The 14044-nt window shown below is 39.9% G+C and carries 13 protein-coding genes; 6 read left to right on the top strand and 7 right to left on the bottom strand.

All coding sequences use genetic code 11. The annotated features are described in order from the left end of the window. Positions 1-78: 78 nt before the first annotated feature. The 4 genes from H6G69_RS10590 to topA form a co-directional block, all read right to left on the bottom strand. A complete protein-coding gene (locus tag H6G69_RS10590) occupies positions 79-1005 on the bottom strand; it encodes an ADP-ribosylglycohydrolase family protein (RefSeq protein WP_190685642.1) in 927 nt (308 codons plus the stop codon). Between the two features lie 119 nt (positions 1006-1124). Further along, positions 1125-1577, bottom strand: a complete 453-nt coding sequence (aroQ, locus tag H6G69_RS10585) for a type II 3-dehydroquinate dehydratase (protein WP_190685814.1) — start codon at positions 1575-1577, stop codon at positions 1125-1127. 23 nt (positions 1578-1600) lie between these two features. Continuing rightward, positions 1601-1738 (bottom strand): hypothetical protein, encoded by a 138-nt coding sequence (locus H6G69_RS10580; RefSeq protein ID WP_015113375.1) that lies wholly within the window; start codon positions 1736-1738, stop codon positions 1601-1603. A gap of 284 nt (positions 1739-2022) precedes the next feature. Then, positions 2023-4677 carry a type I DNA topoisomerase gene (topA, locus tag H6G69_RS10575; protein ID WP_190685640.1) on the bottom strand — a complete coding sequence of 885 codons (2655 nt, stop codon included), beginning with the start codon at positions 4675-4677 and terminating at the stop codon, positions 2023-2025. 500 nt (positions 4678-5177) lie between these two features. Between topA and H6G69_RS10570 the strand changes: the two genes are divergently transcribed. From H6G69_RS10570 to H6G69_RS10560, 3 genes are all read left to right on the top strand, one after another. Further along, positions 5178-5471: a hypothetical protein gene (locus H6G69_RS10570; RefSeq protein ID WP_190685807.1), complete on the top strand. Its 294-nt coding sequence runs from the start codon at positions 5178-5180 to the stop codon at positions 5469-5471. Next, positions 5458-6525 (top strand): DUF6745 domain-containing protein, encoded by a 1068-nt coding sequence (locus H6G69_RS10565; protein ID WP_190685811.1) that lies wholly within the window; start codon positions 5458-5460, stop codon positions 6523-6525. The genes H6G69_RS10570 and H6G69_RS10565 overlap by 14 nt, the downstream gene beginning before the upstream one ends. 156 nt (positions 6526-6681) lie before the next feature. Beyond that, positions 6682-7587, top strand: a complete 906-nt coding sequence (locus tag H6G69_RS10560; RefSeq protein ID WP_190685637.1) for a site-specific DNA-methyltransferase — start codon at positions 6682-6684, stop codon at positions 7585-7587. Between the two features lie 44 nt (positions 7588-7631). On the opposite strand, the gene H6G69_RS10555 is transcribed toward H6G69_RS10560, so the two are convergent. Continuing rightward, on the bottom strand, positions 7632-7826 hold the full coding sequence (locus H6G69_RS10555; RefSeq protein ID WP_190685634.1) for a hypothetical protein: 195 nt from the start codon (positions 7824-7826) through the stop codon (positions 7632-7634). 767 nt (positions 7827-8593) lie between these two features. Here H6G69_RS10555 and H6G69_RS10550 point away from each other — a divergent pair. Together H6G69_RS10550 and H6G69_RS10545 are read left to right on the top strand one after the other, a co-directional pair. After that, positions 8594-9757, top strand: a complete 1164-nt coding sequence (locus tag H6G69_RS10550; RefSeq protein WP_190685804.1) for an SGNH/GDSL hydrolase family protein — start codon at positions 8594-8596, stop codon at positions 9755-9757. Positions 9758-9762: 5 nt separating this feature from the next. Further along, positions 9763-10125: a DUF4864 domain-containing protein gene (locus tag H6G69_RS10545; RefSeq protein ID WP_190685631.1), complete on the top strand. Its 363-nt coding sequence runs from the start codon at positions 9763-9765 to the stop codon at positions 10123-10125. A 124-nt stretch (positions 10126-10249) separates the two neighbouring features. Here H6G69_RS10545 and larE read toward each other — a convergent pair whose 3' ends face one another. Next, positions 10250-11077 (bottom strand): ATP-dependent sacrificial sulfur transferase LarE, encoded by an 828-nt coding sequence (gene larE, locus H6G69_RS10540; RefSeq protein WP_190685629.1) that lies wholly within the window; start codon positions 11075-11077, stop codon positions 10250-10252. A gap of 89 nt (positions 11078-11166) precedes the next feature. Further along, a complete protein-coding gene (gene hrmK / locus H6G69_RS10535) occupies positions 11167-12981 on the bottom strand; it encodes a hybrid histidine kinase/response regulator HrmK (protein ID WP_190685625.1) in 1815 nt (604 codons plus the stop codon). A gap of 190 nt (positions 12982-13171) precedes the next feature. On the opposite strand from hrmK, the gene H6G69_RS10530 reads away from it, so the two are divergent. Beyond that, positions 13172-14038, top strand: coding sequence for a branched-chain amino acid ABC transporter permease (locus tag H6G69_RS10530; RefSeq protein WP_190685622.1), 867 nt, complete (start codon positions 13172-13174; stop codon positions 14036-14038). Positions 14039-14044 lie beyond the last annotated feature (6 nt).

Here is a 14044-nt window from a genome sequence, read left to right as displayed (position 1 = left end):
ATAAGTAGTTGACAACGGCTAACTATAATATCTGCCTACAGAAATAAGTTCTCAAAAAATATTGATATGTACTCAGCATTAACGGAAACCAATAACGCGTGGTGCTGCGAATACAGAAATTTTTTGGTTGTGGATAATACATCCTTTTGGCTGCAATTCCCTAGGATGTAGCGTTGGATTGTACACTCCTGACCACATAGCTGCTAGTGCATCAGCTAATTCTAGCACTTGAGAAAAATAGACTGGTTTCTCCGGTGGAGAATCGGTTAATGAATGTAATACTTTCCACTGCGGCGGAATTCCAGATGTAGAATTGTATGCTCCTGATAAAGCACCTGCGATCGCACTTATCATGAGAGAGTGTGATAATTTTTGACGCTGAGTTGCCCGCAAAAGTGTCAAGCGAAAGTCTTCTAAGGTACTTAAAAAATAGTAAAACGCCAGTGCGATCGCAGTACTAGTTTGTTCTTGAGTGCCTAATGCGGTTATTACTTGATCTGAACCAGCATAATTAGCTAACAAATCATGAACTTGTAATAATTTTTTGGGTAATGATGAGGGTGTTTCCCCAATGAAAGCAATTATTTGGGGTATCAGAGTTTGAGAATCTAGTTTTTCTGTTAAAGACTGAGCAATAGCATATCCTATTGCTAAAATTCCATCTTGTATAACTGCATCGTCACTCCAAATTTCCCCAGTATGCAGTAGTTGTTGGCGTAATTTCAGCAAATTTTCCTGAAAAAAAAGTGCCACTGGTAAAGTGGCAATAATTATTTTTGGATAAATTTTATTGCTGGTTTTAAAATGAGGCAATGCTTGTTCTTGTCGCTGCTGCCAATCGTTTAAATCTAACTTGCCTAACTCTAGCAGGCTGGTAGCACCCAAAAGCATTAATTCACCCATGTCAGAGAAATTTTCAGGTTGTTCTCTGGTAGCAGCTAAATTTGCACCTAGCAAAGCTCCTAATAAAGTGCCTCGAAATCGGCTGACAAGTGAGTAGTGCATATCTGAAGTCTAAAAAGTAATTAGTTACTACACAATTTAGTTCAGCTACGTCAACTGAGGCAAAATTAATATTATTGAAGTAAGTTGGTTTAAACGCAACTTCAGCCACCTATCACTTTTTATCCTTGAGCTTTTCTCAAATGATGTACTAAAGCTTGCAAACCTAATAAATAACTTTCCACGCCAAAACCACTGATTTGCCCAATCACTACAGGAGCGATATAAGAGTGATGACGAAAATCTTCTCGACGATAAATATTGCTTAAGTGTACTTCGACCGTGGGTAAATTAACTCCAGCGATCGCATCTCGTAACGCCACACTAGTATGGGTATAGGCTCCAGCGTTAATCAAAATGCCTTGGTGCTTCCCCAAAGCTTCATGAATTGCATCTACCAAAGCCCCTTCATGATTGGACTGCATGCCCAAAACACTCGCTTGCAACTTCGACGCTGCTTCTTGTAACAAGCGATTAATTTCTGCCAAAGTGACAGCACCATATATTCCAGGCTCTCGCTGTCCCAGCAAATTCAAGTTTGGCCCATGCAGTACCAAAATGCTTAAAGGTTGCACCGTCAAATTTAGTCCCTTTAGGTTTAGCGACGACGGGAGCGTTCATTGACTGGAATCGGAATAAGTTCCGGTTCCGGCTCGGCTTCTGGCCCTAACAGAGCCTCAATCAGCTTGCGCGCCATTTCCTTCAGCTTTTCCAGTACCTTTTCTATATAGTCCATGAACTGACCGCTCCTGAGATACTACCTCTTTTAATTAACAGCTACACGGAAATTGGCTTAAGCTTACACGTTTGGCTGCTAACCAGACTATTCCAAAATTGGGAAATTTTGGTGCTAGCCCTTCGGAAAGTTTAATGTTGTGATTTCCCTTACTTTTTAGAGTATCACATCAGCAACCGATTGAACTGCATCCAGCGATGGATGGGTATGTTGTATCAATAGTCAATAGTCAATGGTTACTAGTCAATAGTCTAATGACAAATGAACAACAAATTTAACCCATTTTACTCATCATTTTTTTTTGCTGTCGTCTTAGAAGACTTTGCAGTTGATTTAGTGCGTGAGCTAGTTGTTTTGCTGGTCTTCGCTGTCTTGCGCGTAGCTTTAGAAGCTGATGCTTTACTAGCTAACAACTCCAAGGCTTTAGCTAGAGTCATATCTTCTACCGATTGCCCTTCAGGAATACTTACGTTGGTCTTACCATGCTTGATATAAGGGCCATAAGGGCCGTCGTAAATATTAATGGGTGAATCGTCTTCGGGATGAGAACCTAATTCGCGCAGAGCCGCCTTAGACTTGCTATTGCCAGAACTGCGACCTTTTTTAGGTTCTGATAATATTTCTAAAGCCCGTTCTAAAGAAATTGTTAAGACATTATCAGCAGCTTTAAGCGAGCGATAATCTTTACCTTCCTTGCCTTGGTCGTGAACAATATAAGGGCCGTAAGGGCCAATACTTGCTTGAATTCTGCCACCTGTTGCTGGGTGGGTTCCCAAGCTGCGGGGAAGTGCTAAAAGCCCAACCGCTATATCTAACGTGACATTTTCTTTGGGCAAGTTTTTCGGAATTGAGGCTTGTTTTGGTTTGGGATTTTCTTCTGTTTTGTCACCCAATTGGACGTAAGGGCCGTAAGTGCCTATTTTGATATAAATTGGTTCCCCGGTTTCGGGATGACGACCAACTTCGTCTGGGCCTGTGGTTTTTTGCTTTAACAAAACTTCCACTTGTTTGGGGTCGAGGTCAGATGGGGTTAAATCTTTGGGGATAGAAGCTGTAACCACACCATCACCATTCTCGACTTCGATATAAGGGCCGTATTTGCCAATGCGGACTTTCGCCTCTAAATTTTCGAGTTCTACGGTTCTGGCTTTAGTTGCATCAATTTGACTTTTTTGCTCTTTGACCAAGGTTTCTAAGCCTTTGTCACCAAGATAAAATTCCTTGAGGTAAGGTAGCCAATTCACTTCACCTTCGGCAATATCATCTAAGGTTTGCTCCATTTTGGAGGTAAAGCTAGGGTCAACAATATCGGGGAAGTGTTTTTCTAATAAGCTGGTGACGGCAAAGGCGGTGAAGGTAGGAATTAAGGCATTATTCACCAATTGGGTATAACCTTTATCGATGATTGTGCCGATGATGCTGGCGTAGGTACTGGGACGACCAATCCCTTCACTTTCTAGGGTTTTGACTAAGGTAGCTTCGGTGTAACGTGCGGGGGGTTGAGTTTCGTGACCAACTGCTTCTAGTTCTTGACAATTTGGATGATCCCCAACTTTCAGGTTAGGTAAGATAATTTCTTGGTCTTCTAGCGCGGCTTCGGGGTCGTCGGAACCTTCAACGTAGGCGCGTAAGTAACCAGGAAAGTCAATGCGCTTACCAGAGGAACGAAAACCAGCATCTTCCACTTGCAACTGCACGGTAATTTGAGTTTGGCGAGAGTCGGCCATTTGACAGGCGACGGTCCGCTTCCAAATTAAGTCGTAAACAGAAAGTTCTCGACCGCTTAAACCTGTTTCTTGAGGTGTGCGGAAGGTGTTGCCGGCGGGGCGGATGGCTTCGTGGGCTTCTTGCGCGCCTTTGGATTTGGTGGTGTATTGCCGGGGTTGGGGGCTGAGATATGGCTTACCGTACAGCTTTTCTACACAATCACGGGCAGCTGCGATCGCCTGTTCTGACAGATGCACCGAGTCTGTACGCATATAGGTAATATACCCTTGCTCGTACAAGTTTTGAGCAATCCGCATCGTATCCCGTGCCGAAAGCCTCAGTTTTCGGTTTGATTCTTGTTGCAAGGTGGAGGTAGTGAACGGTGGCGCAGGTTTACGGGTAACTGGCCGTTCCTCCATCTCGGTGACATTCCAGGTCTTACCTGTTAGCCGTTCTTTGAGGGCGACAGCATCGGCTTCTTGCAGCAGCACTACATTCCGCCCAGAGGCAATTTGTCCCGTGTTAGGGTCAAAATCGCTACCATTGGCTACTTTTGTGCCCCCCAAGGTCACTAGCTGCGATGTAAAAGGTGCTTTTCCTTGCTCTAGGTAAGCTTTTAAATCCCAATATGTCCCTTCACGGAAAGCTCGGCGTTGGCGTTCTTTGCTGACTAATAACCGCACTGCTACCGACTGTACTCGCCCAGCAGATAATCCCCAGGCGATTTTTTCCCACAGTAGAGGCGAGAGCGTGTAGCCTACCAAGCGGTCTAAAATTCGCCGTGTTTCTTGGGCGCGTACTAACTGCTCATCAATAGTGCGGCAATTTTTCAACGCTTTTTTTATAGCTTCTTGGGTGATTTCGTGAAACACCATCCGCTTGGTAGGGACTTTAGGCTTGAGCAACTGGTATAAATGCCAACTGATGCTTTCTCCTTCGCGGTCTTCGTCAGTTGCCAGAATGAGTTCAGTTGCCTCTTTTAGAGCATCTTTGAGTTGGGTAACAATTTTCTTTTTGTCTTTGGGGACAACATATACCGGTTCAAAGTCTGCATCTACATTTACCCCTAGCTGCGCCCATTTTTCCCCTTTAATAGTCGTGGGAATTTCACTTGCTGACTGGGGTAGGTCACGGACATGACCCATAGATGCTTCTACCCGATAGTCTTTTGGCAGGTAGTTACGAATGGTACGAGCTTTTGTGGGAGATTCGACGATGACGAGAGTTGACATGGAAATTTTTAAAAAAAGATAGCTGTTAAGCTAAACAGTCAAATTGAGGCAAGTTCTGTGAAATGTCAAGAGAAAATTTCGAGCTAGTAAGCTGTGATTTCATCCTTACACAAACTGCCTGGGAGTGCGAAAATTGCCAAACTTCAGGCACAGCCTTTCCTAAAGCATAGGATAGTAGAACGTTGGCTGTGAATTGCCAACTATTTCAATCTTTAACTTATCTAGGGCAAATTGGCGACTACAGTTAGCAAAATGCTGGTTTTTATATGGATGTTGGGGGGCAAGGGTGTGCGGTGTGAGGGAATCAAAAGATTTTGCACGCCTGCGACTGAAGTTACAGCCATATAGGTAAAATTCGCCTGTGCGATTGATATAGCTTGATTTTTGATTAGTCTGTGCAGTCTAACTTAATTTATGCAGCCGCGATCGCTAATTGCTTGGGCTACTTTTTCGGTTGTGCCAAAATTGAATCAAAATCGAGTCAACAACTAGATAAAACGATGAAAGCAATTCGTCAAGGTGATGTTATTTTACTACCTGTGCAGCAAATTGATGGGCAAAAAAAACGTGATTTAATTTTGGCGGAGGGCGAAGTTACAGGACACAAGCATCAAATTAGTGAGGGACAAGCAGAGTTATATGAAAAGGATAGTACGCTATATCTTCGCGTTTTATCAGATATAGCATTGCTAACCCACGAAGAACATCAGGCAATTCCTATCCCTCAAGGTAACTGGATAGTTAAAATTCAGCGTGAGTATGAGCCGGAAGGTTGGCGATATGTCGCTGATTGAAAAACTCACGCCTGAGCAAAATGCTTTGATTCCGGTTTATCGAGAGAAGTGGCGAAAGATTGCGCTTTCCACTGAGCGAATTGATAGAGGAAAAGCGGCTGAAGCTGTGAAAGCTGTCTATCAATTTATGGATTTCGATGAGCCTGAAATTTTGTTTTTCGATAGTCCTTATGCAGCTTTGAAAGAATTTTCTTTACAATTATATAAATCTTCATTTAACCAAAAAGCTTATAAAATAGACAACATAATACTTCGTTCAATCAGAAATCAGATACACTTTCAAATAGAAAATAAAAAAATAGTTTTTTCACTTTATCTAGAAATTATTAATTATTTAAAGATAAATACAAGTCCAATATTTAGTGTATTCATATTGGATAAATTGAATAAAGATATTTATAATCTTCATCATAAAGAATTTAAAGTTTTTGACTTAAACTGTATAGCCTCAGAATCACGGGTTGCTGAAGCTAGTTATATTGATTTTTGTATATCTGAGTTGAATTGTAATTCCCATCTGCAAGAATGGTTTGTTTACCAAAATCTAATTAAAAATTGTGGTTGGATATTTCCTGATGAGCATATAGCAATTGTATATGATCGCCCGATTCATATCCGCTTCGATAACCAAAGCCGCCTGCACGCAGAAGGTGAACCAGCAATAGAATATACTGATGGCTATAGCCTTTACTCTTATCATGGTGTCACTTTACCTGAAAGATACGGTAAACTTCATCCACAGCAATGGGAAGCTCAATGGCTATTAACAGAAACCAATGCTGAACTACGGCGCGTGTTAATTCAAGGCGTAGGTTACAGTCGCATTTGCCAAGAGTTACAAGCTATTGAATTAGATAATTGGGCTGGATATACCCTGTTAAGAATTGATAATGATTTTATTGATATTGAACCGATTCTATTATTAAAAATGACTTGTCCCAGTACAGGTTTTATTCATGTTTTGCGTGTTCCTTCAAATATGGTGTCAGCCCGTGACGCAATTCGCTGGGTCAATTGGGGGCTTGAGCCAGATGATTTTATAATAGAAACTTGAAGGTTTTTTTAAAAGTGCTTTGTTATGATTATAAGCACTTGTTGATACCCCCTAGCCACCCTTAAAAAGGAGGAAATTTATCTCAAAGTCACCTTTTTTAAGGGGAATTTAGGGGGATCTAAAGATGGGTAATTTTGTTTTTAATATTTATAAATTTTGGCAACTGAACCAGAGAATAAACCACAACCTATTGATTTTACGCCTTACTACACTCAAAATTACGGCTCAATTTATTTAGGCGATAGTCTGCAATTAATTAAATTTCTTAAAGAAAGCAGCGTTAACTTGATTTTGACCTCGCCTCCGTTTGCTTTAAGGCGCAAAAAAGAATATGGCAATGAAAGCGCGGAAAAATATATTGAGTGGTTTCTGCCCTTTGCTTATGAGTTTAAAAGAGTGCTGACGGAGAATGGCTCATTTATTTTAGACTTAGGTGGGGCTTATCTTCCTGGTAATCCTGTACGGAGTATTTATCAATACGAATTATTGCTGAGATTATGTAAGGAAGTCGGCTTTTTTTTAGCGCAAGAATTTTATCATTACAACCCAGCACGCTTACCTACCCCAGCTGAGTGGGTAACTATTAGACGAGTGCGGGTAAAAGATGCAGTTAATGTTGTTTGGTGGTTGTCTAAAACGCCCAACCCTAAAGCAGACAACAGAAAAGTATTAAAGCCTTATAGCCAAAGTATGCAGCGATTACTCAAAAATGGTTATGAAGCTAAAATGCGTCCGAGTGGGCATGAAATTTCAGCTAAATTCCAAAAAGATAATCAAGGTGCAATTCCACCAAATTTATTAGAAATCCCTAATACCGAATCAAATAGTGCTTATTTACGCCGCTGCAAAACCTTAGGAATTCAGCCCCATCCGGCACGGTTCCCTCAGGGGTTTGCTGAATTTTTTATCAAGTTTCTGACTGATAGAGATGATTTGGTATTAGATCCATTTGCTGGTTCAAACACAACTGGTTTTGTTGCTGAGACGTTACAACGCCAATGGATTTCTTTTGAAATTAATCAGAATTATGTTGTGGGGAGTCGTTGTCGGTTTGTTGAGTAGCCAAATCTAATTGAGACTTAAAGGTAAAGGTGAGAAATTTTTACTTAAATTTCTCCATTGACTTGCATTTGATGAACCTGATCTGCTAAGTCTTGACGGTGCTGATCGTCAAGTTTATCGATCGCTAACATCCCCATGAGGATGACTTCTTTGAGAGTTAAACGAGTTGAATGTGCCTGTTTCTGCACAATCTCCTTAATAATCGGACTAACACCGATTGCTGTACTAGCTCTAGCCACAGAACAAATATAAACATTCAAGACACCGCCTAAATCTTAGCACTTCCCTATAAATAGTTGTAAATAACTTACATTCAATTTAACTTTATCAAAAAGAATATTTACTTATGTAAGCGTAATTTTTGTTTTTTTAGATAATTTTACCCTGATTTTCAGCTGTTTTGTCGCTTAGGATTTGATTGATAAATTTTTGATGACATAGCTTGTTCTGAGATAAATTTTTAACTCAGTACAAAAACAGCGATCGCTTGCTTGACTTTACCATCCTCTTAATTCTCAACTACTGAGTATCAATCGACTTAGGGGAAATATTGCCGATAAATATTCAGCCTGCACATACGTACAATACTAACCCTTGTGTATTTTAAGTAACTTGCTAAAATATTACCACTGACTTCCGTAAATATTTTGACACGTTAAGTCAAAATATAAAGTATCTGCAAAGAGAAAAATCGGGAGAAATTAAATTATATTACCCTGAGTAATTAAGTTTTTTGCAGTTTGAGATTTGGCTAAATCTGCTGAATTAACTAATTTATCAACCCTGAACAGTAGTTACGAAAAACTATGATAATTATTTGGACTAATTGATTGCCAGAACCAAGGTTTTAAAGAGATTATGAAAAAGCAATATAAACTTGATAAACTACTTTACAGTACTACGTAGAGTAGATAAAAATAATAACTTAACTACCAAAATTTATCCTGAACGCAGGTAACTGATGCTGTCATAAGGAAAAGTACTAAGTATGAGGAAATATAACGCGATGAGGCACAATTATCTGTTGACTTTTAGCTTGTTAACAGGATTTGTTATACCAGCATCGACTATTCCACATCTGTCGAGTATTCTGGCAGTAAATTCTAGTTCCCTGTTGTATTCAAGACATAATTCTTTATCTACTGGAGAACTCAAAAACGCTGCGGATGTCCATCAACCTTTACCTGAGTTTGACTACCAATCTTTACAATCTTGGAAAGATTTGAACTCAAGATATACTCCCAGTGTTGAGATTTCTTCATCAGAATTTGGCACTCAAGTTTTGCAGCCTGTAGAAGATACACAGCCTATAGTCGAGGAAAGTAAAGTTGCGCGCCCAGAAGCGTCTTCTCCAGGAATTAGCGAACAAGGTTTTTTAGCACCTATAGAATCTTTCTTGGAGCATAGCCATCAATCGCCGAATGTGCCGTTAGTTTCAGGATATCAACTTTATTATCAAAGATTAGCCGCTTTAAAAACTGGTCAGATATATACGCGTACCTATGAGGATGGAAAATCTTCGGCTGAAGCAAATAAAAAGCACCAGCTAACTTACGAAGATTGGAAAAGTTTATTAGCTTTAGAAGCAAAAGCAGTTACTAAAGGACAAGGTAAAAACTATCTAAGTATTATGGTTGGGGACTCTTTAAGTATGTGGTTCCCGCCAGAAAAATTGCCCAGTGGTAAACTCTGGTTAAATCAAGGTATCTCTGGTGATACTTCTGGGGGAATTTTAAAAAGGTTAAGTGCATTTTCCGCCACAAGGCCAGAAATGATTTATGTAATGGCAGGTATTAATGATTTACGTAAAGGTCTTAGTGATGAAACAATTTTAAATAATCATCGCCAGATTATCCGTAACTTAAGAAAAGCTCACCCCAAAACTCAAATAATAGTACAGTCAATTTTACCGACCAACTTGCCAACGATTTCTAATCAGCGAATTCGGAAAATTAATTTACAACTTGCTTTAATTGCTCAACAAGAAGGAGCTAATTATTTAAATATTCATGGTTGGTTTACAGATTTTGAAGGTAATTTGCGCCCAGAATTAACCACAGATGGATTGCATCTATCTCGTGAAGGTTATGATGTTTGGCGTTCGGCACTTGAACAAATAGAGTTCAAGCTTTCTCAGCGTGAACCAGAGAAATTGCGATCGCAATTTTAAAATGTATGCAAGTTAATGATAGTGATTGTGTTACTATTCGTGCTGTAATTGAAGGACAACTGGCAGCATTTCAAAAAGATGATGCTGAAGCTGCTTTTGCTGTAGCTAGTCCAGGAATTCAAGAGCAATTTCAAAATGCAGAAAACTTTATGCGGATGGTCATGCTGAATTACCCAGCAGTTTATCGTCCTCGCTCAGTTGTGTTTGAAAAAATTACTAATATTCAAGGCAATGTAACTCAGCCTGTTTTATTACTGAGTCCTCATGGAGTTCCCTTGCGGGCATTATATTTTATGGAAAAACAACCCGATGATAGCTGGAAAATCAACGGTTGTATTTTGGTATCAGTAGAAGCAGAAATTATTTAATGTCAGTCAACACTAATCAGTTAAATCTAGGACTTACGCAAGAACTCTCTCAAACTCTTATAACTTCGTGTTCTTTGCGTCCTTTGTGGTTCGTTTCTTCATAATTTTGCGTAAGTCCTGAAATCTAATTTGTAACTTTTAAATTTTGGTGTAACACTTGATTTAATTTGCCACTACGATAACCTTCTAAATCAAGGGTGACGTAAATAAAGCCAAATTCTTGGAATGTGGCAACTACAGATGGTAAATCCACGGATAAAACAAAATCTTTAATTTTATCTGGTGCTAATTCAATGCGTGCTGTATCACCTTCAGAGCGGACACGCAAATTCTCCCAACCGAGTTTTCGCAGATAAATTTCGGCTCTCCCGACTCTTTGTAATTTAGCGACAGTAATTTCCTCACCATAAGGAAAGCGAGAACTCAAACAAGGTTGAGCAGGTTTATCCCACCAAGGTAAACCAAGGTGTTGCGAAAGTTGACGGACTTCTAATTTTGATACGCCAACTTCTGCTAGAGGCGACAGCGCACCTCGTTCTTTGGCTGCTTGAATTCCTGGGCGGTAATCATGTAAATCATCAGCGTTGACCCCATCAACTACATAGGGGTAGCCCAACTCTACAGCTAGTGGTTTGAGAGTATCGTGTAATTCGCTTTTACAAAAATAACAACGATTGACAGGGTTAGATGTGTAATTGGGATTTTCCATCTCATGGGTTTGAACAATTTGATGGGGAATCCCGATAGTAGCAGCTTGAATTTTTGCGTCTTCTAACTCTTCTGGTAACAACGAAGGCGAAACAGCTGTCACCGCCAAAGCGCGATCGCCCAGTATATCATAGGCAATCTTGGCAACTAAAGTGCTATCTACACCACCTGAATAAGCAATCAAAGCACGTTCCATTTCGCCAAATAAGGCTTTTAGTTGCTCAAGTTTTTCTGTTAGAGTCATTTCCCCATCCTGGCTAAAACTTTACCGTTCCCATAACTCCCATTTTAGATGTCTGATACAAACCCGTGTTGATGGTACTTATTTTTTGTTTACTGTTCCCTGCTATGGCTATTTTTCGCCTCAGATTCTGGCTTTGGCAATTTAATATACTTAGCTACCAGATTGCCTAACAATGGTAAATCAATCGGTTTAGACATATATTCATTTACGCCTGAGGTTAAACAAGTTTCGCGATCTCCTTTCATTGCCATTGCCGTTTGAGCAATGACGGGAATCGTTTGATATTCAGGTTCTTGACGTAATTGCTGCACAACATTCAATCCATTTTCATCTGGCAATCGTACATCTATTAAAATTAGTCCTGGCTTTTGCTGTGAGAGAATTGTCCAAATTTCCGTAGCGTTTTTGATCCAAGTTACTTGATAACCCAACCGCTCAAGATAAGTTTGCATGAACTGGCCATTAGGTAAATCATCTTCCACTAACAAAATGCTCAAATTGGAAGTCGGGGTAATGGGTGTGTAAGTCAAAGAAGTACTATCTTCGTCATCATTATCCTGATTTTCCTTGATGGCTTCGACAGGTTTCATCGGCAGAATAATTGTAAACCGCGAACCACTGTTAGCTTCAGATTCTACCGTTACAGAGCCGCCATGAATTTCTGCTAGTTTGCGAGTGACAACTAAACCTAAACCTGTGCCTTCTTCCCGAGATGTTACAGAGTTGGCAATCTGAAAATAAGGTTGAAATAGCTGAGTTTGGTCTGTGGGAGAAATACCAATACCCGTATCCCAAACTGTGAAATATACAAATGAATCTTGAGGTAAAACTTGTAAACCAACCGAACCACTTTGGGTAAACTTAACCGCATTAAATAGCAAATTTAATAACATCTGCTTGAGCCGTAAAGGGTCAGCAACTAAGGTTTTAACTGTGGGGTCTAATTCTATAGATAATTTCAAACCTTTATTAGCAGCTTTTTCTTTCACTAATGCCAAAACATTCCGACACAGTTCAGGAACATCGACTTCTTCTTGCTGTACTTCTAATTGATTAGCCTCAATTTTAGAGAGGTCTAAAATGTCATTGATTAGTGCTAATAAATGTTTACTACTAGACTGAATAATATTTAAATATTCTTGATGGCGTTCTCTGGTTGGATCGTAACCTTGGGCTAACAACAGATGAGTAAATCCAATAATAGAACTTAAAGGTGTGCGAATTTCGTGGCTAGTGTTAGCCAGAAATTGGTTTTTGAGTTGATTTGTTCTTTCTAATTCTTGGTTACAGCTACCTAGATTTTGAGACTGCTGCTGCCAATATTTTATTTGTTGAAGCTGTGTTAAAGCGCTCGCACACTGTTGAGCAAATCTACTTAATAATTGCGATTTAAGTTGTACTTGGGCTACTGTCAGTATCTCCTGTGGTGTATTGGCAATAATTAGCCAGCCAATAATTTCCGAATTACTAGCTATAGGGCAGACACTGGGTGGTTGTTGATTGGCGAGATATTGTAAATCTTCGATAGCAATTACTTCTGCGAGTTTCCAGCGTCGTTTTTTGCCTGGTTTAGGCATGATTTCGATCGCTAGAGATTTTGCGGCAGAAATGTAACAAACTTTAGCAAATTTGTTGGCTGGTTGAGTCAAAGCGATCGCTACTCTACTATTGTTCAAAGCAATATCGAGTTCATTGACCACTGTTTGAAAAATTTCTGCTTCTGTTGCTTCTACCTGTAAAGTATTGGCGCCAGCAGAAAGTAAATAATCATTCAGGCGATTTTGCAACTTGTTCAAGCTGCGCTCCAACCACAACTCCGCATGGAGTTGTTGAATTGTTGCCAACATTGTTGGCGTTGCATCTACCTGTGAGTTTTGTTCTGGTAAGCTTGAATACTGCTGCATGGTCAACTCGACCGCTGAACAAAGTTAGTCTGGCGCAAAAATGCGAACAAGATTCTATGTATATTAGCTCACAAATCTTTTTTGTTCACAAACCATAATTTTTATGATTAATGGTAAAGGGCGTAACAATCGGTTTAGACAAAAACACTCAATCAAAATTTCTGGAGATGCTCTTACTTAGGTAAAACCAATGGATACACAAGTTATACAACTCATCGTTTTTGGGATTGCGGTAGGTAGCATTATTGCTTTGCCAGCTGCTGGCCTAACTTTGACCTACGGGATATTACGGTTATCTAATTTTGCTCATGGAGATTTCCTCACATTAGGTGCTTATTTGACTTTATTGATCAATGCAGTTGGTGTAAACATCTGGTTAGCAATGATTTTGGCACCAGTCGGCACAGTCGGTGCGATGATACTATCCGAAAAACTTCTGTGGTCAAAAATGCGCTTAATTCGTGCTAACTCCACAACGTTGATGATTATTTCAATTGGTTTAGCATTATTTATTCGTAATGGCATTATTTTGATCTGGGGTGGACAAAACCAAAAGTACGATGTGCCTGTAACTTCTGCTTGGGAATTTTTTGGTGTGAAAGTCCCACAAAATCAAATTTTAGTGCTGGGTTTAGCAGTTTTAGCAATTGTAGGGCTACACTATCTCCTGCAAAACACAAAAATCGGTAAAGCGATGCGAGCAGTAGCCGATGATTTAGATTTAGCGAGAGTCTCTGGTATCAATGTTGAGCAAGTTATCCTCTGGACTTGGCTGATTGCGGGAACGCTCACCTCATTGGGTGGGAGTATGTACGGTTTAACAATTGGAGTACGCCCCAATATGGGATGGTTTTTGATTTTGCCTTTGTTTGCTTCTGTAATTTTAGGCGGAATTGGTAATCCTTACGGAGCGATCGCGGCTGCTTTTATCATTGGTATTGCGCAAGAACTCAGCACTATTTGGTTGGGTTCGCAATACAAGCAAGGTATTGCCTTGCTAATTATGATTTTGGTGCTGCTCATTCGTCCCAAAGGTTTATTCAAAGGTACGATTTGAGCAGCA

It is taken from the genome of Nostoc sp. FACHB-110 (genome assembly GCF_014697425.1).
Classification (GTDB): Bacteria; Cyanobacteriota; Cyanobacteriia; order Cyanobacteriales; family Nostocaceae; genus Nostoc_B.
The sequence above is the reverse complement of the archived record's forward strand: the minus strand, read 5'-3'. Positions and strand labels throughout refer to the sequence as shown.

What these genes read in the sequence shown, in the direction of transcription:
- H6G69_RS10590 (WP_190685642.1), bottom strand. Translation starts at nt 1,005, where the DNA reads ATGCACTACTCACTTGTCAGCCGATTTCGAGGCACTTTATTAGGAGCT.
- H6G69_RS10580 (WP_015113375.1), bottom strand. Translation starts at nt 1,738, where the DNA reads ATGGACTATATAGAAAAGGTACTGGAAAAGCTGAAGGAAATGGCGCGC.
- topA (WP_190685640.1), bottom strand. Translation starts at nt 4,677, where the DNA reads ATGTCAACTCTCGTCATCGTCGAATCTCCCACAAAAGCTCGTACCATT.
- H6G69_RS10570 (WP_190685807.1), top strand. Translation starts at nt 5,178, where the DNA reads ATGAAAGCAATTCGTCAAGGTGATGTTATTTTACTACCTGTGCAGCAA.
- H6G69_RS10565 (WP_190685811.1), top strand. Translation starts at nt 5,458, where the DNA reads ATGTCGCTGATTGAAAAACTCACGCCTGAGCAAAATGCTTTGATTCCG.
- H6G69_RS10550 (WP_190685804.1), top strand. Translation starts at nt 8,594, where the DNA reads ATGAGGCACAATTATCTGTTGACTTTTAGCTTGTTAACAGGATTTGTT.
- H6G69_RS10545 (WP_190685631.1), top strand. Translation starts at nt 9,763, where the DNA reads ATGCAAGTTAATGATAGTGATTGTGTTACTATTCGTGCTGTAATTGAA.
- larE (WP_190685629.1), bottom strand. Translation starts at nt 11,077, where the DNA reads ATGACTCTAACAGAAAAACTTGAGCAACTAAAAGCCTTATTTGGCGAA.
- hrmK (WP_190685625.1), bottom strand. Translation starts at nt 12,981, where the DNA reads ATGCAGCAGTATTCAAGCTTACCAGAACAAAACTCACAGGTAGATGCA.
- H6G69_RS10530 (WP_190685622.1), top strand. Translation starts at nt 13,172, where the DNA reads ATGGATACACAAGTTATACAACTCATCGTTTTTGGGATTGCGGTAGGT.